At 34.2% G+C, this 22,804-nt stretch carries 10 protein-coding genes and 1 pseudogene; all 11 read left to right on the top strand.

Features of this window, described 5'->3' with window-relative positions:
- Positions 1–17 precede the first annotated feature (17 nt).
- The 11 genes and pseudogenes from SK629_RS05815 (at position 18) to SK629_RS11545 (ending at position 22,781) form a co-directional block, all read left to right on the top strand.
- A complete protein-coding gene (locus SK629_RS05815; RefSeq protein ID WP_042901000.1) occupies positions 18–1,196 on the top strand; it encodes a hypothetical protein in 1,179 nt (392 codons plus the stop codon).
- A 241-nt stretch (positions 1,197–1,437) separates the two neighbouring features.
- Complete coding sequence (locus SK629_RS05810) at positions 1,438–7,821, top strand: ZmpA/ZmpB/ZmpC family metallo-endopeptidase (protein ID WP_042900999.1); 6,384 nt, start codon at positions 1,438–1,440, stop codon at positions 7,819–7,821.
- Between the two features lie 43 nt (positions 7,822–7,864).
- On the top strand, positions 7,865–13,756 hold the full coding sequence (locus SK629_RS05805; RefSeq protein ID WP_042900998.1) for an SIALI-17 repeat-containing surface protein: 5,892 nt from the start codon (positions 7,865–7,867) through the stop codon (positions 13,754–13,756).
- Positions 13,757–14,037: 281 nt separating this feature from the next.
- On the top strand, positions 14,038–14,514 hold the full coding sequence (gene pezA, locus SK629_RS05800) for a type II toxin-antitoxin system antitoxin PezA (RefSeq protein ID WP_042900997.1): 477 nt from the start codon (positions 14,038–14,040) through the stop codon (positions 14,512–14,514).
- Positions 14,514–15,317 carry a type II toxin-antitoxin system toxin PezT gene (gene pezT / locus SK629_RS05795; RefSeq protein WP_050492356.1) on the top strand — a complete coding sequence of 268 codons (804 nt, stop codon included), beginning with the start codon at positions 14,514–14,516 and terminating at the stop codon, positions 15,315–15,317. Before pezA ends, pezT begins: the two co-directional genes overlap by 1 nt.
- The gene (locus SK629_RS05790; protein ID WP_042900996.1) at positions 15,307–17,346 is read left to right on the top strand and encodes an ATP-dependent nuclease; all 2,040 of its coding nucleotides are present in this window, start codon (positions 15,307–15,309) and stop codon (positions 17,344–17,346) included. The genes pezT and SK629_RS05790 overlap by 11 nt, the downstream gene beginning before the upstream one ends.
- Positions 17,328–19,250 carry a UvrD-helicase domain-containing protein gene (locus SK629_RS05785; protein ID WP_042900995.1) on the top strand — a complete coding sequence of 641 codons (1,923 nt, stop codon included), beginning with the start codon at positions 17,328–17,330 and terminating at the stop codon, positions 19,248–19,250. Before SK629_RS05790 ends, SK629_RS05785 begins: the two co-directional genes overlap by 19 nt.
- 19 nt (positions 19,251–19,269) lie before the next feature.
- A complete protein-coding gene (locus SK629_RS05780; RefSeq protein ID WP_042900994.1) occupies positions 19,270–19,860 on the top strand; it encodes a hypothetical protein in 591 nt (196 codons plus the stop codon).
- 334 nt (positions 19,861–20,194) lie between these two features.
- Positions 20,195–20,554, top strand: a complete 360-nt coding sequence (locus tag SK629_RS05775) for an SAG1252 family conjugative relaxosome accessory protein (RefSeq protein ID WP_042900993.1) — start codon at positions 20,195–20,197, stop codon at positions 20,552–20,554.
- A 9-nt stretch (positions 20,555–20,563) separates the two neighbouring features.
- Positions 20,564–20,929: a MobC family plasmid mobilization relaxosome protein gene (locus tag SK629_RS05770; RefSeq protein WP_042900992.1), complete on the top strand. Its 366-nt coding sequence runs from the start codon at positions 20,564–20,566 to the stop codon at positions 20,927–20,929.
- Positions 20,916–22,781, top strand: a pseudogene (locus SK629_RS11545) (SAG1250 family conjugative relaxase). Before SK629_RS05770 ends, SK629_RS11545 begins: the two are co-directional and overlap by 14 nt.
- Positions 22,782–22,804: the final 23 nt, after the last annotated feature.

Raw genomic sequence — 22,804 nt, 5'->3', positions numbered from 1 at the left:
TCTAGAAAGGAGACCTCATGCCACTTCCAGTTAGAAAATCCCTGCATGATGCGGTTTTACAGGCTTCAAAAGCTGATACTTGGGAACAAGCTACCAAGGAATGGAATGAAGTTTCCTTGATTTTTAATGGTATTGGCCGTAGCAATTGTGTATGTGGGAATGCTATCAAATACGCTTACGAACTCTTTAACGGTGTCACAGGTCAACGCCTCTTTCCGATTGGTAGTGATTGTGTTCGGCATTTTCATCGATTAAGCCTTGACCAGCAACTGGAAGAGGAAGAAAAATTACTCAGAAAGGTTGAAAATCTAACCAAAAAAGCCCAGAAAAAGGAAAAAATCAAGGTCAATAAAAGTGACTTTGACGAGCGACTTCTAAAATGGCTCTGGGAAAAAGGTGTTTTCAAGCCCAATCGTGGTAATCAGTTCACACCTGAAAGAGACTACCATCTCTTCCTAGAAGTCTTTCAGGGAGGAAGTTGGACCAAGGCAGAGCCAAAGAAGAAGGCTCGCATGGAAGAAGTCCTAGAAAAATGTATTAAACCCTTTTTACTTGGAAAACCAGATGACCAACTCTATCTTGTCAAGCTAGGCAAGGAGAAAATTGATTACGAACAAGAACTCCGTACCCAGGCAGAGAAAGAGCGCAAGAAGAGAGATAAAATCGCTAAGCAATATGCAGACAATCTGGTTCTAGCTATGGGGCCAGCAGAGCGTGCCTATCAGGATTACTTTGGCTTTACAGAGACCCTGACTCAAGAAGAACGCAAGTGGGAGAAAATACTTTTTGGTAAAAATCGAACAGAACGGGCTATCAAGGCCAAACAATACCAAAAAGAGTTGGAAAAAGACCAACGAATTGCGAGTCAGGATCCAGTTGAAAGAAAGCAGAAGCAGACCTGGCTCCTCAATTCCTATTTCCGTGAGCTTCCTGAAGAAAAATCTCGATTTGCTCGCCTCTTATTAGCATATCGAAAAAGTGGAGAAGTTCCCTTTTCAACCGAGTATCTGTCAGATCATCTCATAGACTTTTTCTATAAAATGAAAGCTTTTGAGTTTGAAATTGCACCAGAACAAGTCCGAGACTTTTTAAAAGAAAGCCTTCAAGCAGAACATTTATCATCAGCCCAAGAAAGCTGGATAGAAGGAATTCTCCTCAACTGCATCAAACCATTTTTAGAACGATTATTGATATAAGCAACACCTACCGTGGAAATGCCATGGTAGGTTATATTTTATCCAAAAAGAGAAAATAGGAAATGGTAAACCTTGCTCCTTGGTATTTTATATATAAAACAAAGTATGAAAACGCAAGGCAATTTTAAGACTTTTTAGAAAATTAAGAGTATAATCAAGGTATATTGTCTTTTTTATAGATAATAGACTAATATAATAAAGGTTTTCGTAACATATATAAATTATATTTCAAGGAGGAATAATGGAAAAGTATTTTGGTGAAAAACAGCAGCGTTTTTCATTTAGAAAATTATCAGTAGGACTTGTATCTGCAACGATTTCAAGTTTATTTTTTATGTCTGTATTAGGTAGTTCATCTGTAGAAGCTCAAGAGACTAAAGGTGTTCACTATAAATATGTGACAGAGTCAGAGCTATCATCAGATGAGCAGAATAAGCTTGTCTATGATATTCCGACATACGTGGAGAATGATGATGAGACTTATTATCTTGTTTATAAATTAAATTCCCCAAATCAACTGGGAGAATTACCCAACACTGGAAGCAAGAATGATATGAAAACCTTAGTTGCTGGTGCTAGCTTAGCAGCTCTGGGGATTTTGATTTTTGCCGTTTCTAAGAAAAAGGTTAAGAATAAAACGGTATTACATTTAGTATTGATTGCAGGAATCGGGAACGGTGTCCTAGTATCAGCTCATGCTTTAGAAAATAATCTTTTGCTAAATTACAATACTGACTATGAATTGACTTCTGGAGAAAAATTGCCTCTTCCTAAAGACATTTCAGGTTACACATATATTGGATATATCAAAGAGGGAAAAACGACTTCTGATTCTAAAGTAAATAATCAAGAGAAATCAGTAGCTAGTCCTACAAAACAACAAAAGGTAGATTATAGTGTTACACCGACTTTTGTAGAGAGTCCATCAACAGTACAAGCTATTCAGGAAGAAAAACCTCTTTCTACTAAATTAACCAATCCAACAAAAGAAGAGAAACAATCTTCAAATTCTCAATCACAATTAGCAGAACATAAGGATGTACAAGCTGGAGATTTGATAACCGACAAAGGCACCCCAGAAGTCCAACCTGAATTGCCAAAAGCAGTTGTAACAGATAAAGACAAACCAGCAGTCCAGCCTGCGTTACCTGAATCAGTTATAACCGACAAAGGTGAACCTGCAGTCCAACCTGAATTATCAAAAGCAGTTGTAAGCGCCAAAGGCGAACCTGAAGTTCAACCAGCTTTACCAGAAGCAGTAGTAACCAACAAAGGCACCCCAGAAGTCCAACCTGAATTGCCAAAAGCAGTTGTAACAGATAAAGACAAACCAGCAGTCCAGCCTGCGTTACCTGAATCAGTTATAACCAACAAAGGTGAACCTGCAATTCAACCAGAGCTTTCCGAAGCGGTAGTAAGTGACAAAGGTAAGTCAGCAGTTCAACCTGCGTTACCTGAAGCAGTTGTAACCGACAAAGGTGAATCAGAGCAGGTAGCTCCACTTCCTGAATACACAGGAGTTCAGTCAGGCTCTATAGTGGAACCAGAACAAGTAGAACCGACAAGAGAATACACAGGAGTACAAGCTGGAGCGTTAGTAGAACCAGAACAAGTAACTCCACAACCAGAGTACAAGGGGACTCAGTCTAGTGCCATCGTCGAACCAGAGACCCATGCTTCCTTACCAGAATATACAGGTGAGCAATCGGGAGCTGTTGTAGCCCCTGAGACAGCTGAAAAACCGGAATATACCAGCACCCAGTCTGGAGCAATAGTCGAACCAGAGCAAGTAGCTCCACTTCCAGAATACACAGGAGTACAGGCTGGAGCAATAGCAGAGCCGGAGAAAGTGGAAGCTCCGAGAGAATATACGGGTATACAAGCTGGAGCTTTAGTAGAACCAGAAAAAGTAGAATCGCCAAGAGAGTATACAGGAGTACAAGCCGGAGCAATAGTAGAGCCGGAGAAAGTAGAGCCAACTAGAGAGTATTCTGGAAGTATTGAACAACCAAGTACAGAAGAGACTAAACCAAATAATGAAAATACGAATACACCAGAAGAAATGAGTATTCAGAAAAAATCTAGTGCGTTAATTAATATGACCTTTATTACAGATTCGACGAAGGGAACTGGAGTGGGATCAGCTACTTTTATTGCACCAAATGTACTTTTAACAGTAGCTCATAATTTTATTAGCAGTTCTTCTGATAATACTACAGGTAAGTTCATAGGGGATGAAACCAAAAATACATATGAATGGATAACTCCCGATGGGCGAAAAGGAAGATTTACTGCTAATGATATCCATTTTTATAATAAACAAGATTATCCAAAAGGATTTATCTATGATTTAGCAGTGATTAAGCTACCTGAAACAACTGGCAGAGAACATGTAGAATTAGTTAAAAATTATACTAAAGTAAATCTTAATGACAAACTAAATGTTCATGGATATCCAGCTGGGAAATACACTCACTTAAAAGATGCTACGGTAGAAATGGAACAAGAATATGCGAATAATACCTACGGTGTCCAATATCAAGGTGGAAATCCTGGTATGAGTGGTGGAGGAATATTTAATGCTAATGGTGAAGTCATTGGGGTCCACCAAAATGGAGCACAAAATCGTTCAGGCGGATTGATTTTATCTCCTACACAATTAGCTTGGATTAAGAGTATTATAGCAGGTAATGAAATTCCACCAGTATACGATGAACTTTATCGTCATAAAGATGAGAAAAAAGATGACGCTAAAGATAAAAAAGAAGTTATTAAGAAATTAGAACTTAGAAATATATCTTCTGTAGAACTATATTCAAAAGATGGTGATAAGTATCGTCATGTAACTTCACTTGCTTCTTTACCAAGTAATGCAGAAGATTACTTTATGAAAGTTAAATCAGAGAACTTTAAAGATGTGATGCTACCAGTTATAAGCATTACTAATGCTAATAAAGATAATAGAGATGTTTATAAAATAGTAGCAAGTGCAAATAATCTGATACATCATGAAAATAATAATGTATTAGAAAATTATACTTACTATTTACCAAAAACTCAGCAAAGTGAAACTGGTGTCTATACATCATTTAAAAATTTAGTAGATGCAATGAATAGCAATCCTAATGGCACATTCCGTTTAGGAGCAACTATGGATGCTCGTGAAGTTGAACTTCCAGATGGTCAAGAAAGTTATGTGAATAATGTATTCCATGGAACATTAGTAGGAACAAATAATGAGAAATATTACGCTATTTATAATTTGAAAAAACCATTATTTGGGGGATTAAATGGTGCTACAGTAGAAAAACTTTCACTAAAAGATGTCAATATTTCAGCAAAAGAAGATGCTGCAACACTTGCAAAAGAAGCGAATAGCAATACCCATATTGATAATGTTCATGCTGATGGAGCAATAGCTGGGGAACATGGAATTGGAGGATTAGTATCACAAGTTAATAATTCTACTATTTCTAACAGTAGCTATACAGGTAGAATAACTAATACATATAAAACAGTTGCTAGTTATCAAATCGGAGGTTTAGTAGGTAAACTTTCTGGTTCGAGGGGATTAATAGATAAGTCGTTCGCATCAATTGATTTAGCATCAAACGCAACTAAAGGGGATCAATCTATTGGTGGAATAGTTGGTGCAGTAGAAGATAGTGCGCTAATTAGTAATAGTTATGCTGAAGGAAATCTTAATAATGTGCAACGTTTTGCAAACGTTGGTGGAGTAGTTGGTAATCTTTGGGACCCAGTAGGCGGATTAGAAAAATCTGGTCGACTTTCTAATGTGCTAAGCGATGTTAATGTTACGAACGGTAATGCAATAACTGGAAAAGATTTCACTGACATGAAAGCAAATCATGTGTATAGCAACAAAAATAATAAGGTTGTAAACGTAGTACAAGAAGATGATGAAATCTTAACTAAGGATTCTGATGTTCAAAGAGGAGAAGTATTAGAAGACGCACAAATTAGAGAGAAAAAAGCTGCTTTTGTATCTAAAAATACTACTAAAACAGAAGATTTTAACTTCTCTTCTAGATATGTAACTGACTATAGAAGTCTTGAGAATGCTGATTCATCAAAAGAAAAAGTATATAAAAATATAGAAAAACTATTACCGTTCTATAATAGAGAAACAATAGTTAAGTACGGAAATTTAGTAGAGGCAAGTAGTAACCTTTATAATAAGGAATTATTGTCAGTAGTTCCTATGAAAGATAATGAAGTAATTAGTGATATTAACAAAAACAAAGAAAGTATAAATAAACTGTTACTATATTACGCGGACAATACATCAGAGACAAAAAATATAGAATATCAAAGTGATTTTTCAAGTGTAGCAGAGTATAGAATAGGCGGTACAAATTTAATTTACACACCGAATACATTACTTCGCAATTATAATAATATTTTAGGAGAAGTTTTACCAGCATTAAATAGTGTAGAATACAAATCAGACGCCATTAGAAAAGTATTAGATGTTTCTAATGATGTTAGCTTAACGGAGTTATATTTAGAAGATCAATTCAATACTACAAAAACTAATTTGAAAGATAGTTTGACAAAACTTCTTACTGCAGATGCTGCAATAGCGGAAAATAACAGTAGGGTAATAGATAATTATGTAATCGAGAAAATTAAAAATAATAAAGAAGCTTTACTTCTAGGATTAACATACTTAGAGCGTTGGTACAATTTCAAATATGGTGAAACAAAAGCAAAAGATTTAGTTATGTACCACTTGGATTTCTTCGGTAAATCAAATAGTTCAGCGTTAGATAATGTTATCGAATTAGGTAAATCTGGATATAATAATTTACTAGCGAAAAATAATGTTATAACTTATAAAGTTTTATTAGCGAAAAATTATAAAACTAATAATTTATTTGATGCATTAGAAAAATATAGAAAAGCTTTTGTACCAGATAAAACAAATAATGAGTGGTTCAAAAATCAAACTAAAGCCTATATTTTAGAAGAAAAATCTTCTATTCCAGAAGTTAGCGAAAAACAATCAAAAGCAGGTACTCCACAATCTATAGGGGTATATGATAGGTTAACTAGCCCATCATGGAAATATCCAAGTATGGTCTTGCCGCTATTAACATTACCTGAAAAATCGGTGTTTATTATAGCCAACATTTCAACAATAGGTTTTGGTGCTTATGATAGATATAGAAGTAAAGATCATCCAGCAGGAAATAATTTAAATGAGTATGTTGAAACAAAAGCTAAAGAAGCGGCTGTTAGATTTAGAGATCACTATGATTATTGGTATAAAATATTAGATGATAAAAATAAAGAAAAATTATATAGAAGTGTTCTAGTCTATGATGCGTTTAGATTTGGTACAGATAAAAGTGAAGATAAAGTTACATATCAAGCAACTTTTGAAACAGATCATCCAGCGATAAAACATTTCTTCGGTCCAGCAGGAAATAATGTTGTTCATAATGCTAATGGAGCCTATGCTACAGGGGATGCATTCTATTATATGGCATATCGCATGCTTGATAAAGATGGTGCGGTAACTTATACACACGAAATGACGCATAACTCAGATAGAGAAATTTATCTTGGAGGATATGGAAGGCGAAATGGACTTGGACCAGAGTTTTATGCTAAAGGACTGCTACAAGCTCCTGATCATCCAGATGATCCTACTATTACGATTAACTCTATTTTGAAATATGAAGACTCAGAAAATCCAACTAGACTTCAGGTGAAAAATCCTACAGAACGATTTAATAATGCAGAAGATTTGCAAAAATATATGCATAATATGTTTGATGTAATTTATATGCTAGAATATCTAGAAGGAAATGCTGTTGTTAACTTAGATATTTCTAAGAAAAATGAGTTATTGAGAAAAATAGAAAATAAATTTGAAACAGATCCAGATGGAAGTAAAGTTTATGCAACCAATGTTATTCGTTATTTAAATGATAGTGAACTTAGCAAATTAACTACATTTAATAGTTTAATTGAAAATGATGTTATTACTAGAAGAGGATATGAAAATGACAATGATAATACCTTTAAACGAAATGGCTATTATACAATTAAACTATTTTCACCAATATATTCTGCTCTAAGTAATGATAAAGGAACTCCGGGTGATTTAATGGGTCGTCGTATGGCATTTGAATTGTTAGCTGCAAAAGGTTTTAAAGATGGAATGGTACCATATATTTCTAATCAATACGCAGAAGAAGCAAAAGCAAATGGTGACGTTATTACATCATATGGTAAAAAAATCGGTAATGTAACTGATGATTTAGTGCTTAAGAAAGTGTTTAATAATGAATATAAATCATGGGTTGATTTCAAAAAAGCAATGTATAATGAGCGAATAGCTAAATTTAATAAATTAATGAGCATTAGCTTCATTAACCCAAATGGAGATTGGTTCAGAAAAGATAGAGTGACAATAACAAATATAAAAGAGCTTCAAAGTATGATAACTGCTGCTGTCAAAGCTGATGCAGAGGATGAACGTGTAAATATTTATCCTGAATATAGTAGAGTTCTAAAATTGAAAAAAGCAATATATAAAGCTTATCTAGATCAAACGAATGATTTTAGAAGTTCAATTTTTGAGAATAAAAAATAGTGTTTGCTATTAGGAAATAAAAAGTAAAGGTAGAGGATTACAATTGTCATTATTAAAAAAAGATAAATTTTCCATTAGGAAAATAAAAGGTATTGTTGGCTCAGTATTCTTGGGAAGTCTTTTATTTGCTCCGTCAATTGTTGGTGCATCGACTTATCACTACTTAGATTATAGTAATTTGACACAAACTGAACGTGATCAGCTCAAACAAGGTAGACCTGACGAATCAAAAGAATCATATGCTTTGGTTTATGAGAAAGACGCACTACCAAATACTGGTCAATCACAATCTATTATGACTGTATTTGGTTTATTGACCATCGGTAGTCTTGTTGTAGTTATTACAAAAGATAAGAGAAATAAAAAAATAGCTACATTTTTGATTATAGGGGCGACAGGTTTAGTTACACTATCAACTACTTCAGCACTTAATTTGAATGCTAACATCCATGAGTCTGGACGTGATGGTGTGTTGCAAATTTCTGGTTATAGATATGTTGGTTACTTGGAACTTGATGATAGAACGGTTTCGTCGGTTTCTACGGCATCAACTGTTTCGCCAGTTGAGCAACCCAAAGTTGTGGCAGAGAAAGGCGAACCTGAGGTTCAGCCAGAATTGCCAGTAGCCGTAGTCTCAGAAAAAGTAGAACCAGCAGTTCATCCTGAATTGCCAGCAGCTGTAGTTACTGGAAAGGGGGAACCTGAAGTTCAACCATCCTTATTCGAAGCAGTCGTAACCGACAAAGGTGAACCAACAGTTCAGCCAGAATTGCCAGCAGCTGTAGTCACTGAAAAGGGGGAACCTGAAGTTCAACCATCCTTATCCGAAGCAGTCGTAACCGATAAAGGTGAACCAGCAGTTCAACCAGCATTATCAGAAGCTGTTGTAACTGAAAAAGGTGAACCGGAAGTTCAGCCAGCGTCACCAGAAGCTGTAGTCACTGAAAAGGTAGAACCAGCAGTTCAACAAGAATTGCCAGTAGCCGTAGTCTCAGAAAAGGTAGAATCTGCAGTTCAACCAGTATTACCTGAAGCCGTAGTATCAGAGAAGGTAGAACCAGCAGTTCATGAAAAATCAGAATATACGGCTCCTTTAAGTACAGTCCCAGACGAAGCGCCTAAAGTAGAGAAAACTGAGTACACAGCTCCTGTAGGTACAATTCCAGATAAAGCGCCTAAAACTGAGAAACCAGAATATACTGAACCTGTAGGTGCAACAGGAGTGGATGAAAAAGGAAACTTGATTGAGCCACCTGTTAGCGAAAAGCCAGAATATACTGAGCCAGTAGGTGCAACAGGAGTGGATGAAAAAGGAAACTTGATTGAGCCACCTGTTAGCGAAAAGCCAGAATATACTGAGCCAGTAGGTGCAACAGGAGTAGATGAAAATGGAAACTTGATTGAACCACCTGTCAGCGAAAAACCAGCATACACGGAACCAGTAGGTGCAACAGGAGTGGATGAAAATGGAAATTTGATTGAACCACCTGTTAGCAAAAAGCCAGAATATACTGAGCCAATATCTACAGTTTCAGAAGTTGCATCAGAAAGAGAAGAGTTGCCTTCTTTACATACCGATATCCGGACCGAGACTATTTCTAAAACGACTATAGAAGAATCTGATCCTACCAAATTTATAGGCGATGATTCTGTTAAACAAATTGGTGAGGATGGCGAACGTCAAATTGTTACTAGCTATGAAGAGTTACATGGCAAAAAAATTAGTGAACCAGTTGAAACAGTAACTATTTTGAAAGAAATGAAGCCTGAAATTCTTGTAAAAGGTACAAAAGAAAAGCCTAAAGAAAAAACGGCTCCTGTTTTGACTTTGGAGCGAACAGATACAAATGTATTAGACCGCTCCGCAAATCTTTCTTATCATTTGGTTAATACAGATGGAGTCAAGATCAATAAAATTACTGCGACAATTAAAGATGGAAATGAAATTGTCAAAACAGTAGATTTAACTTCAGAGCAATTAGATAAGCAGGTAGAAGATTTAAAATTCTACAAGGACTATAAGATAGAAACCACTATGACCTATGACCGTGGTAAGGGAGAAGAAACTGCAACATTAGAAGAGAAACCACTTCGCTTGGATTTGAAAAAAGTTGAAATTAAAAATATAGCATCTACTAATTTAGTGAAGGTAAATGATGATGGTACTGAAACACCTAGTGATTTCATGACTGAAAAACCTTCAGATGAAGATGTGAAGAAAATGTACTTAAAAATCACTAGTCGTGATAATAAAGTAACACGTTTAGCAGTTGATAAGATTGAGTTGGTAACTGAAAAAGAAAAAGAACTTTATAAAATTACAGCAACTGCTCAAGATTTGATTCAACATGTGGATCCATCTAAGACTAGAAATGAATACATTCATTACATTGAAAAACCTCGCCCTAAAGATGATAATGTTTACTATAACTTTAAAGATTTAGTAGATGCTATGAATGCCGATAAAAATGGTACATTTAAAATCGGAGCAGATTTGAATGCAACGAATGTACCAACACCCTTTAAACAATATGTCCCAGGCACGTTTAAGGGACACTTATCAAGTGTTGATGGTAAACAATATACGATTCATAATATTGCCCGTCCCTTATTTGATCGTATTGAAAATGGTTCAGTGAAGAATATTAATTTAGGTAATGTGGATATCAATATGCCTTGGGCTGACGGAATAGCACCTGTTGCTAATATGGTGAAAAATGCAACTGTTGAAGATATTAAAGTCACAGGTAGTGTTATCGCTAATAATAATATTGCAGGAATTGTGAATAAGTTAGACCGTGGAGCAAATATGCGCAATGTTGCATTTATTGGTAAATTACATGCTGGTGGAGATAAGGGGCAAAACCTAGCAGGGATTGTTGGAGAAATTTGGAAGGGTAACCTTGATAGGGCCTTTGTAAATGCCACAATTACTGGTAAACGGGCAAAAGCAGCTGGTATTGTATCTGTTTCAGGTAATGGTATGGACAATTATACTGTTGGAAGAGAAGGTAGTGTACGTCACTCTGTTGCGAAAGGGACGATTGATATTGAAAATCCTGTTGATGTGGGAGGATTCATTAGCACTAACTGGGTCTTGGGAGCTATTGAAGATAATGTTTCCATGATGAAAGTTTCCAAGGGTGAAATCTTCTTTGGTTCACACAATATTGATGATGAAGACGGATATTTCTCTGGAAATCGATTGAATCGTGATTATGTCGTGAAAGATGTTAGTACAGGTCTGTCTTCTTATCAACGCTCAAAACGAATCTCAACGATTTCCCAAGTAGAAGCAGATAAGAAAATTGAATCTTACGGTATCTCAGCAGACAAGTATGAAATCCATGACCCTATTGTTAATACCTTAAACCTCTTAACAAGAAAAGAAGATGAATATAAGTCAACCCAAGACTATAAAGTAGATCGAGATCTAGCTTATCGCAACATTGAAAAGCTTCAACCGTTCTACAACAAAGAGTGGATTGTTAACCAAGGTAACAAACTTGCAGAAGATTCAAACTTAGCTAAGAAGGAAGTCCTTTCTGTTACGGGTATGAAGGATGGTCAATTTGTGACCGATTTATCAGATATTGATCATGTGATGATTCACTATGCAGATAAGACTAAAGAAATCAAAGCTGTTCATCAAAAAGAGTCTAAAGTAGCGCAAGTTCGTGAGTATAGTATCGATGGATTGGGTGACATTGTTTATACACCAAACATGGTTGATAAAAATCGTGATCAATTGATTAAAGACATTAAAGATAGGTTAGCGACTGTTGAATTAATTTCTCCTGAAGTACGTGCCTTGATGGGTAATCGGGATAGAGCTGAAGAAAATACAGAGGAACGTAAAAACGGTTATATCCGAGACCTTTATCTCGAAGAAAGTTTTGCTGAAACGAAAGCTAATCTTGATAAATTGGTCAAATCTTTGATTGAAAATGCTGACCATCAATTAAATAGTGACGAAGCGGCTATGAAAGCACTTGTTAAAAAAGTGGATGAAAATAAAGCTAAAATCGTGATGGCTCTTACTTACCTTAATCGTTACTATGATATCAAGTATGGGGATATGACTATCAAGAACTTGATGATGTTTAAACCTGACTTCTATGGTAAGTCAGTTGACCTTCTTGATTTCTTAATTCGAATTGGATCAAGTGAGCGAAATATCAAGGGCGACAGAACTTTGGATGCTTATCGTGATATGATTGGTGGAACTATTGGTAAGTCTGAATTACATGGCTTCTTAGATTACAACATGCGTCTCTTCACTAACGATACTGATTTAAATGATTGGTTTATCCATGCGGCCAAGAACGTATACGTTGTGGAGCCTAAAACAACGAACCCAGATTTTGTTAACAAACGACATCGTGCATTTGATGGTTTGAACAATGGTGTTCATAATCGTATGATCTTACCTCTATTAACTCTTAAGAATGCACATATATTCTTGATTTCGACTTACAATACAATGGCTTATAGCTCATTTGAGAAATATGGTAAGTTAACAGAAGAATCTCGAAACGAATTTAAGAAAGAAATTGATAAAGTTGCTAAAGGGCAACAAACTTATCTTGATTTCTGGTCAAGATTAGCTCTACCTAATGTACGTGATAGACTTCTTAAGAGTCAAAATATGGTACCAACACCTGTTTGGGATAATCAGACCTACAATGGTTCTCCTGTAGGTCGTCGAGGATTTGACAGTAAAGGTAACCCTGTAGCCCCAATTCGTGAATTATATGGTCCAACATGGAGACACCATGATAGAGACTGGCGTATGGGCGCTATGGCCTCAATATTCCCTAATCCAAATAATGATGACAAAGTCTTATTTATGGTAACGGATATGATTAGTCAATTTGGTATTTCAGCATTTACACATGAAACAACTCATGTTAATGACCGTATGTTATATTTTGGAGGAAATAGTCATCGTGAAGGCACCGACGTTGAAGCATATGCTCAAGGTATGTTGCAAACACCTGATAAATCTACAGGTAACGGTGAGTATGGTGCTCTAGGTCTTAACATGGCCTATCATCGTGAAAATGATGGTGACCAATGGTACAATTATAATCCTGATAAGCTTCAAACTCGTGAAGACATTGATCGATATATGAAAAACTATAATGAAGCACTAATGATGCTAGATCATCTAGAAGCAGATGCAGTTCTAGAATCAGGGGTATCAGATATTAATACGAAGTGGTTCAAGAAAGTTGACAAGGCAATACGGACTATTGACAATTTGAATAAGCTCAAAGCGCCTAATCAATGGGATAAAGTTCGTGATTTGAATGAAGAAGAAAAAGCTAAGAAGTTATCAAGCATCAATGATTTAATCGATAATAATTTTATGACAAAACATGGAAATCCAGGGAATGGAATTTATCGTCCAGAGGATTTCACTCCAAACTCAGCTTACGTGAATGTCAATATGATGGCTGGTATTTACGGTGGGAATACGAGTGATGGTGCACCTGGTTCATTATCATTTAAGCATAATGCTTTCCGTATGTGGGGTTATTATGGTTATGAAAATGGCTTTATCAGTTATGTATCTAATAAATACAAAGCAGAAGCAGATAAAAACAACCATGGTTTACTAAGCGATAAGCTAATAATTAATAAAGTATCGCAAGGAAACTTTAAAACCCTTGAAGAGTGGAAGAGACATTGGTACGGGGAAATTCTTGTTAAAGCTAAGAAAGGTTTTGAGGCTATCGATATTGATGGAACCCATATTAGCAACTATGATGAGTTACGCACTTTATTTGATAAAGCAGTTCGCAAAGATTTGGAGGGAATGTCAGATCCGAAAATTAAAGATCATTTCAAAAATACAGTGGACTTGAAGTCCAAAGTATTCAAAACTCTACTAAAAAATACAGATGGTTTCTTTAATCCTTTGTTTAAATGAATATAACAAATTGCTACTTAATATGATGTTGGGCAAAAACTAGCTTCAAAATAAAACCACACAGTGATTTCAGTTTTATACTCAATTAAGCTGAAAGAAACATTGTGTGGTTTTGTTTTAAAATATATAGTATTTTGAAAAGCCACCGAAAAAGGAATTACTCTTTAGGTGGCTTTTATAGAAGTAAAGTTTAGACTAGAAAAACAAGAAACAACGCACCAAAATTGGTGCGTTATGCTTTTTTATGCTATAATTGAATTATAAAAATAGAGGAGTTTGCCATGATTGGAAAGAACATAAAATCCTTACGTAAAATACATGACTTAACACAACCCGAATTTGCCCGAATTATAGGAATTTCTCGAAATAGCTTAAGTCGGTATGAAAATGGAACTAGTTCAGTCTCTACGGAACTAATAGATATCATTTGTCAGAAGTTTAATGTATCTTATGTCGATATTGTAGGAGAAGATAAAATGCTGAATCCTGTTGAAGATTATGAATTGACTTTAAAAATTGAAATTGTGAAGGAAAGAGGTGCTAATCTATTATCACGACTCTATCGTTATCAAGATAGTCAGGGAATTAGCATTGATGATGAATCTAATCCTTGGATTTTAATGAGTGATGATCTATCTGATTTGATTCATACGAATATCTATTTAGTAGAAAATTTCGATGAAATAGAGAGATATAGCGGTTATTTGGATGGAATTGAACGTATGTTAGAGATATCTGAAAAACGAATGGTAGCCTAATGGAAATCCAAGATTATACCGATAGTGAATTCAAACATGCTCTAGCGCGGAATCTTTGTTCTCTGACAAGAGGAAAAAAGTCCAGTAAGCAACCTATAGCGATTTTGCTTGGAGGGCAAAGTGGTGCCGGTAAAACTACAATTCATCGTATTAAACAGAAAGAATTTCAAGGAAATATTGTTATCATAGATGGCGATAGTTTTCGTTCTCAGCATCCACGCTATTTAGAACTGCAGCAAGAATATGGCAAAGATAGTGTAGAATACACCAAAGATTTTGCAGGGAAAATGGTAGAGTCTTTAGTAACCGAATTGAGTCATTTGAGATACAATCTTTTGATTGAGGGAACTTTACGAACGATTGATATTCCAAAGAAAACAGCACAACTCTTGAAAAATAAGGGATATGAAGTACAATTAGCCTTGATTGCGACAAAACCTAAGCTGTCCTATCTGAGCACTCTTGTCCGATACGAAGAACTGTACGCTATTAATCCAAATCAAGCTCGCGCAACACCAAAAGAACATCATGATTTCATTGTAAATCATCTAGTTGATAATACACGACAATTGGAAGAACTAGCTATCTTTGAAAGAATTCAAATTTACCAACGAGATAGAAGTTGTGTATATGATTCAGGAGAAGATAAGACTGCAGCAGCAGATATTCTTCAAGACTTACTGTTTGGCGAGTGGAGTCAGGTAGAGAAAGAGATGTTGAAGGTGGGACAGGAACGGTTGAGAGAGTTGTGTGATAGAGATAGAGATAGAGATAGAGATAGAGAGGGAAATTATGAAAATTAAAAAAATTTATGTACAAAATTATCGATTATTGAAGGATTTTTCTCTAGAGTTGAAAAATGATTTATCTTTAATTGTTGGTAAAAATAATTGTGGTAAAACTTCGGTTTTATCTGTGTTAGAAAAGATATTCAATAAGAATTCTAGTAATACCTTAACATGGGAAGATATTAGCTTAAGTCATAGAAAAGAAATTTATGAAAAAGTAAAGTTATTTTCTGATATTTCTGAGAAAGACTGGGAACCTATTTTAGGTACTAGTCTTCAAATTTGGATTCAATATTCGGAAATAGATTCGTATCAAAATATCCAAACATTCATGATGGATTTAAATCCCGATAACAATTTTATTATTCTTGAATTTACGTATATAATCCCTATTCAAAAACTTCGTGACTTAAATCTTCAAGTTAGTGATTTTATAGATGATTTTTCAAGATTTGAGTCGTTCATGAAGAAAAATATGAGTAAACTTTTCGAAATGCAGATTTACTCACTGGGATACAATCCTTCTACTCAAAAATTAACAGAAGAAAAATCTGATTTACTTGAAATGAAAGATGTTCATAAAATTATTAAAGTAAGAGGGATCAGTGCTAGTCGAGAAGTATCTAATAAAGAAAATAACCATTCATTGTCTAAGACGTCAAATCGATTTTATAAATTAAATAATGGCGAAGCTATTGACAGTAATGCAATTAATTTACTTCAATCTGCAATTTTAAAGGCGGATGAAACTTTAACGAAAGCTTATAGTGGTGATGATAGTAACGAAGGAATATTTACTCCAGTTTTTGAACGAGTAAAAAGATTTGGTGGAAATAATAGTGAAGCAGAGTTGGCAATTTATTCATCACTGTCTGAGAAGGATATTTTAAGTAATAATACGACGTTGTATTATAAACATGATGATAGTCTATTACCTGAGACATATAATGGTTTGGGATATTTAAATCTATATGGAATAATTTTTGAAATTGAGACTGTAATGGCAGATATAAAACAAGACCCTGCAGATATTAACCTAGTTTATATTGAAGAGCCAGAATCGCATACGCATCCACAATTACAGTATATTTTTATCAAGAATATCAAAGATTTATTAGCAGAACATGTAAAGGAGCTTAAAGAAAAAAGTAGTGCATGTGACATCCAGTCCTTAATTACAACTCATTCATCGCATATTGTATCTGATTGTGATTTTGATGATTTAATTTATTTTAAGCGCAATAATGGTACTGCCACAGCGAAGGCTTTTAATTCTTTAAAAGAAGAATATGGTACAGATAGACTCGGATATAAATTTGTGAAGCAATATCTGACTTTAAATAGTAGTGAATTATTTTTTTCTGATAAAGTTATTTGTATTGAAGGTGATACAGAAAGAATTTTACTACCAACAATGATGAAAAAAGTGGATGTAGCTAACCCAGTTCAACAAAATTCTACTATCATGCCCTTGCTTTCGCAAAATATCTCTATTATTGAAACAGGTGCTCATTCACAAGTATTTAGGAAATTATTTGAATTTTTAGAGCTTAGAATATTGATTATTACTGACATTGATCCAGTAAAGAAGAAAAAAAACGGTCGTCTTACTTCTTGTTCAGCCCAAAAAGCAACAACTACTTCAAATTCATCAATTAAAAATTTTTTTGATATTTCTGGGGATAATAATTTTTTAGCAGTTAGTAATAAACGTTTTGAAGACAAAATCAATTCAGATAATAGCATTCGTATCGCATATCAAATTGGCAATCCAGAGAGTAGCTATCAGCCAGCTAGTTTTGAAGATGCTTTTATTAGCTTGAATAGTCAGTTTATCTTAGATAATAAAGAGAATTTAATAGAATATGAGGCGCTTAAGAGTTTTAGTAAAAGTGATATTTACGATTTGTATCATTTTGCTAGGGATAAAGTGAACAAAAAATCTGCCTTTGCATCAAGTCTATTGTATTTTGAAGATGACCAAAATACTTGGAAAGTTCCTAAATACATTTCGGAGGGATTATTATGGTTGAGAGAACAATAGAGCCAGAGGTAGAAAAGGTATTTGAAGCAATCAAAGAAGATAAAAATTTCATTCTTGAAGGTGGTGCTGGAAGTGGAAAAACTTTTTCATTAATTTCTATAATTGAAAAAATATCAAGAGATGAACCAGATAAATCCATTGTATGTATTACATATACTAACAATGCTGTTGCTGAAATTAGAGAGCGGATAACTAATGATAAATTAAAAGTATCAACGATTCATGAATTTATCTGGAGTATCATAGAACAATTTCAAAATGAAATAAAATGCTGTTTAATTGATCTAATAAATGATGATGAGCAGAAAGCATTTATTAGACCTCTTGATTACCCGAGTGAAGATCCACTTACAGATACTTATTTTGAAAACATTCGTGTAGATTATGATGAGCGTTATTCAATGAGTATAATTGATAATCGCGTTCAAATTAGTCATGAGCATATTTTAATAGTTGCTGAAAAAATGTTTTCTACATATCCTAAGTTATGCGATATTTTGATCGATATAGCTGATTATATTTTTGTAGATGAATACCAGGATACTAGTCCGTTAGTTGTAAAAATTTTATTGGAATATATACAGAATAGAACAAAGAAAAATATTGTGGGATTTTTTGGAGATTCTATGCAAGCCATCTATGACTCAGGAATAGGAGATTTAAGTTCATATAATTTGGAAAAGATAGCAAAAGCTCAAAATCGTCGCAATCCTAAAAAAGTTATTGATTTAGCTAATAAATTTAGAGATGATGGATTGATTCAAACTCCCTCCGACGATGATACGGCACCTAATATGGATAATGGGAGTATCATTCCGGGAACAGTAAAATTTGTCTATGGGAATGATATTAATCAACTTGAAATTCTTAGAGGTAGTCAACTTTATAGAGAGTTAGAATTTAATGCACCCTCAAAAACAAAAGAATTGCGCCTGACGCATAAACTTAACGCAGAAATGGCAGGTTTCTCTAAGTTATTTGAATTATATAATTCTGACATATTTGTGAAATTAGTTGCAAATTTGAAGAAGAAAATTGACACAAATCAGGTAATTGATGATGGAAAATCATTTGAAGAGTTAGTAGAAGAAGATCAAATAGTTGTTGGAAGGGGTGGTCCATTAATAATTGATGTTGTTAAATCTACCCCAGAACTTTTAGATTTTTATGATGAAGTTAAAACATATTCGTTTGAAGAAGTGATTAGTAAGAGTAAAGTTAACAAAGATTCTTTATTAGCATATAAATTTAATGGATCAAGCAGTAGATATGAAGCGGGTACAGATAGAGATAGGATTCTTAGAAGACTAGATCTAATCCATGAACTATTAGATCTATATAAAACAGGTAAGCATAATGAATTTTTACGTATTACTAAATTTAATATAACTTCGTCAGAAGATAAAATTACTCTATCTGAAGTTATGACAAAAATCTCTGTTGATGATATTACAATTGGAAAAGTCATAGAACTTGCAGAGGGAAGTGGATTAATTTCAAAGGATGACTTATTTACTAATTTTATTGAAAATAGAGGATATTATTTATGGTTACGACTTAAGAAATTACCATTTAAAGAATATATAAATAGTATTGCTTATCTTAGAGAATATGTATCTGTCATAACTCAGCATAAAGTTAAAGGTAGTGAATATGAGAATGTCTTAGTTTTGTTAGATAATGGAAGGTGGAATCAATATAATTTTGATACCTTATTTGGTATGGGGGCTACTAGTGAGAAGGTTCAAGATAGAACGAAGAAATTATTCTATGTCGCAATCACTAGATCTATGAAAAATTTAATCGTTTATATGCCGACTAGTGATAGTCAGATTATTAAAAAAGCACAAGATTACTTCGAATTAGATGATATTGTTGATATTTTGTCTTTCGTTGATGAGTAAATTTTGGTAAGGAGGAAATATGATTACATTAGACACTAAATTGTTGGAATTTGATATTACTGGTATTTTAGGTTTTGAAATTAATCAACACATTGATTTTTATAATGATGGGGTTAATGAAGCCTATATGGCAATTAAAAATAATGATAAGAGTACTGCATTATCTATTTTACGAATACTAAAATCACAATTAGATAGAGAATATAAGTATTTTGATTCTAAGAGGTTTTGGGATTTTAATTCTCTAAACGATGCATATAGCTATGTTGATGGTATAAATAGAGCGAGTAGAGCATTAGTAGGGGCACCAAATTATAGAAATTTGGAATCTATGCTCTATGATATTAATGATTATATGACTAGGCATAGATATGAAGAGGATATGTTTTATGGGAATATATTTGCCTTAGCTGTGGATAATCGATTAGATGAGATGACAAATCAAGAATATCATTCTTGTGCTGGACAATTACTTCAAAGGATTAGAGCATTTTATCTGCAACCAGGAAAAGGTACTGCAAAAGAATGTATTAAACTTTCTAAAGGTTTTTCACAAAAGAGTTTAGAACCGTATGTCTTTAAAGAATATTTTGCTAAGTATTTAAGATAGTTTTCTGAGAGCTCAGGCTCTCTTTTTTTTCCCTCATTTTTCATGCTGTGATACCTTTTCCAAATCTTCCCTGTTATCCTAATATCATCCTAAGAAAATCAAGTGTTGATTTTCTACTGGGGATTTGGGGGCGAAGCCACCAAGTTATCTTATCGTTGGCTGTCACAACTAGAATGTTTTGGTCGGCTGGCGATATGATTTTTGGGATATTGTGGACACAATATCTGAGATCACAAAGACCGAACAAGAAGAAAGTGAGGTCTTTAGGAAGCGTACTGACAATGTGAGGTAGACTTACACTGTCAGATAAGTAGAATGTTGAAGGGATATCAGAATGGGACAAGAAATTAAGTCAATCCGAAAGCAATTTAGAATCACGAAACAAGAAGAAAAACAGATAAAAGAAATGATGAGGGAACAAAAAGTGGATAGTTTCTCAGAATTTCTTCGTCAAAATTTATTAAAAAAGAATTATCAGGATAGAATTTTTGAAAGTTGGTTCTCCCTTTGGCAGTCTCAAAAGTTTGAACAGATTAGTCGAGATGTGTATGAAGTTCTGGTTGTCGCAAGAGAAAATCATCAAGTGACTCAAGAGCACGTCTCAATCTTATTGACTTGCATTCAAGAATTGATTGCAGAAGTGAATCAAGTGCAGCCTCTCAGTCGTGAGTTCCGTGAAAAATATATTGGTTAGGAGGATGTAATGGTTTATCGCTATCGTACCAATCTCAAAAAAGTATTTCTAACTGATCCAGAATTACACCAATTGAATGAACAGATTACTAAGAGCAATTGTCAAAATTTCTCAGTCTATGCCAGAAAAGTTTTGCTTAATCCCAATATGTCATTTGTCACGATTAACACTGATACTTATGACCAGTTAGTTTTTGAATTGAGACGGATTGGAAATAACATCAATCAAATTGCACGTGCGATTAATCAAAGCAATCTGATTTCTCAGGACCAATTACAAGAATTGAGTAAAGGAATCGGAGAGTTAATTAAGGAAGTGGACAAAGAATTTCAAGTGGAGGTGAAAAGAATGAAGGAGTTTCATGGTAGTTACTAAACACTTTGCGACGCACGGGAAAAAATATCGTAGGCGTTTAATTAAGTATATTCTCAACCCTGATAAAACGGACAATTTGAAATTGGTATCTGATTTTGGTATGAGCAATTACTTGGACTTCCCTAGTCATGCAGAAATGGTAGAGATGTACAATGTCAACTTCAGCAATAATGACAAGTTGTACGAATCCAGAAACGACCGACAAGAAAAACATCAACAAACGATTCATGCCCATCATCTCATCCAATCATTTTCTCCTGAAGATAATCTGACACCTGAAGAAATTAACCGCATTGGTTATGAGACCATGATGGAATTGACAGGAGGTCGTTTTAAGTTTATCGTAGCAACTCACACAGACAAAGATTATGTTCATAATCACATCCTAATCAATGCTATTGACCGCAATTCAGATAAAAAGTTGATATGGAACTAAGCCTTGGAACGAAATCTCCGTATGATTTCTGACCGTATTTCTAAAGTGTCTGGTGCAAAAATTATTGAGAAACGTTATTCCTATCGAGATTATAAAAAATATAGGGAATCTAGTCATAAGTTTGAATTGAAACAACGTCTTTATTTTTTGCTGCAGCAATCTAAATCGTTTGATGATTTTTTAGAGAAAGCAAAGCAGTTGCATGTTCAGATTGATTTTAGTCAAAAGCATAGCCGTTTTTTGATGACAGATAGAACGATGGTAAAACCAATTCGAGGTCGCCAACTTAGTAAACGAGATTTATATGATGAAGACTTTTTTAAAACATATTTTGCCAAACAAGAGATTGAAAGTCGTTTAAAATTTTTACTAAAGTCTGTTTATTCATTAGAAGAATTGCATGTAAAGGCTAAAGAGTTGAATCTAACCATCGAGTTAAAACAGAAAAATGTGATGTTTACCCTAGAAGAAGATGGCAAAAAGATAAGCCTGAGTCATAAAAAAATTAGCGATAAGAAATTGTACGATGTTCAATTTTTTAATCGTTATTTTGAAGATAGAGAAGTTAGAGATATTCAAGCATTAGAAAATCTTCAGGAAGATTTTCAGACTTTTCGAGAGGAGCAGCATAAGGAGAAAGTCTCCACTGAAGAAATCGAGGAAGCCTTCAAGAAATACAAGGAAAAACGAGATGCTATCCATGAGTTTGAGATTGAACTTACGGATAATCAGATAGAGAAGTTGGTTGATGATGGTGTCTATATCCAGGTTTCGTTTGGTATCAAACAGAGTGGACTCATCTTTATTCCTAACTACCAGCCAGATATTTTTGAGGAAGACAATCATAAAAAATATAAAGTCTACATTCGAGAAACGTCTTCTTACTTTGTCTATAATAAAGAAAACATGGATAATAATTGTTTCATCAAGGGTAGGACCTTAATCAGACAATTGAGCAACGATAGCCAAAAACTCCCCTATAGACGACCAACTTTAAAAAGTCTTCAAGAGAAGATTTCTGAAATTAATCTTATGATTGAACTATCTAACACGAACAAACAATACCAAGAAATCAAAGATGAGCTTGTATTAGAAATTGCAGAGATTGATATGCAGCTAGAAGAAACCCAAGAAAAAATCGCCACCTTAAACAAGATGGCGGAAGTCCTTATCAATTTGAAGAGTGAAGATCATGAGACTAGAAAATTAGCTAAGTATGATTTTGCCCAAATGAACATGACGGAATCAATAATGTTAGATCGACTCAATACAGAATTTTTAAAATTACAACAGGAACTTGGTAATGAAATTAATAAATATGAGGAGATAGCTAGAAGATTGGATTTGTTTGTGAAAATTATTAATACCAATAAATTTACAGTTCTAAAATTTCACGAGAATGCCTTACTAGAATAATATTATTTACGACTAATTCGTTA

It is taken from the genome of Streptococcus mitis, assembly GCF_000722695.1.
GTDB lineage: Bacteria > Bacillota > Bacilli > Lactobacillales > Streptococcaceae > Streptococcus > Streptococcus mitis_O.
This window is presented reverse-complemented; position numbering and strand designations above follow the sequence as displayed.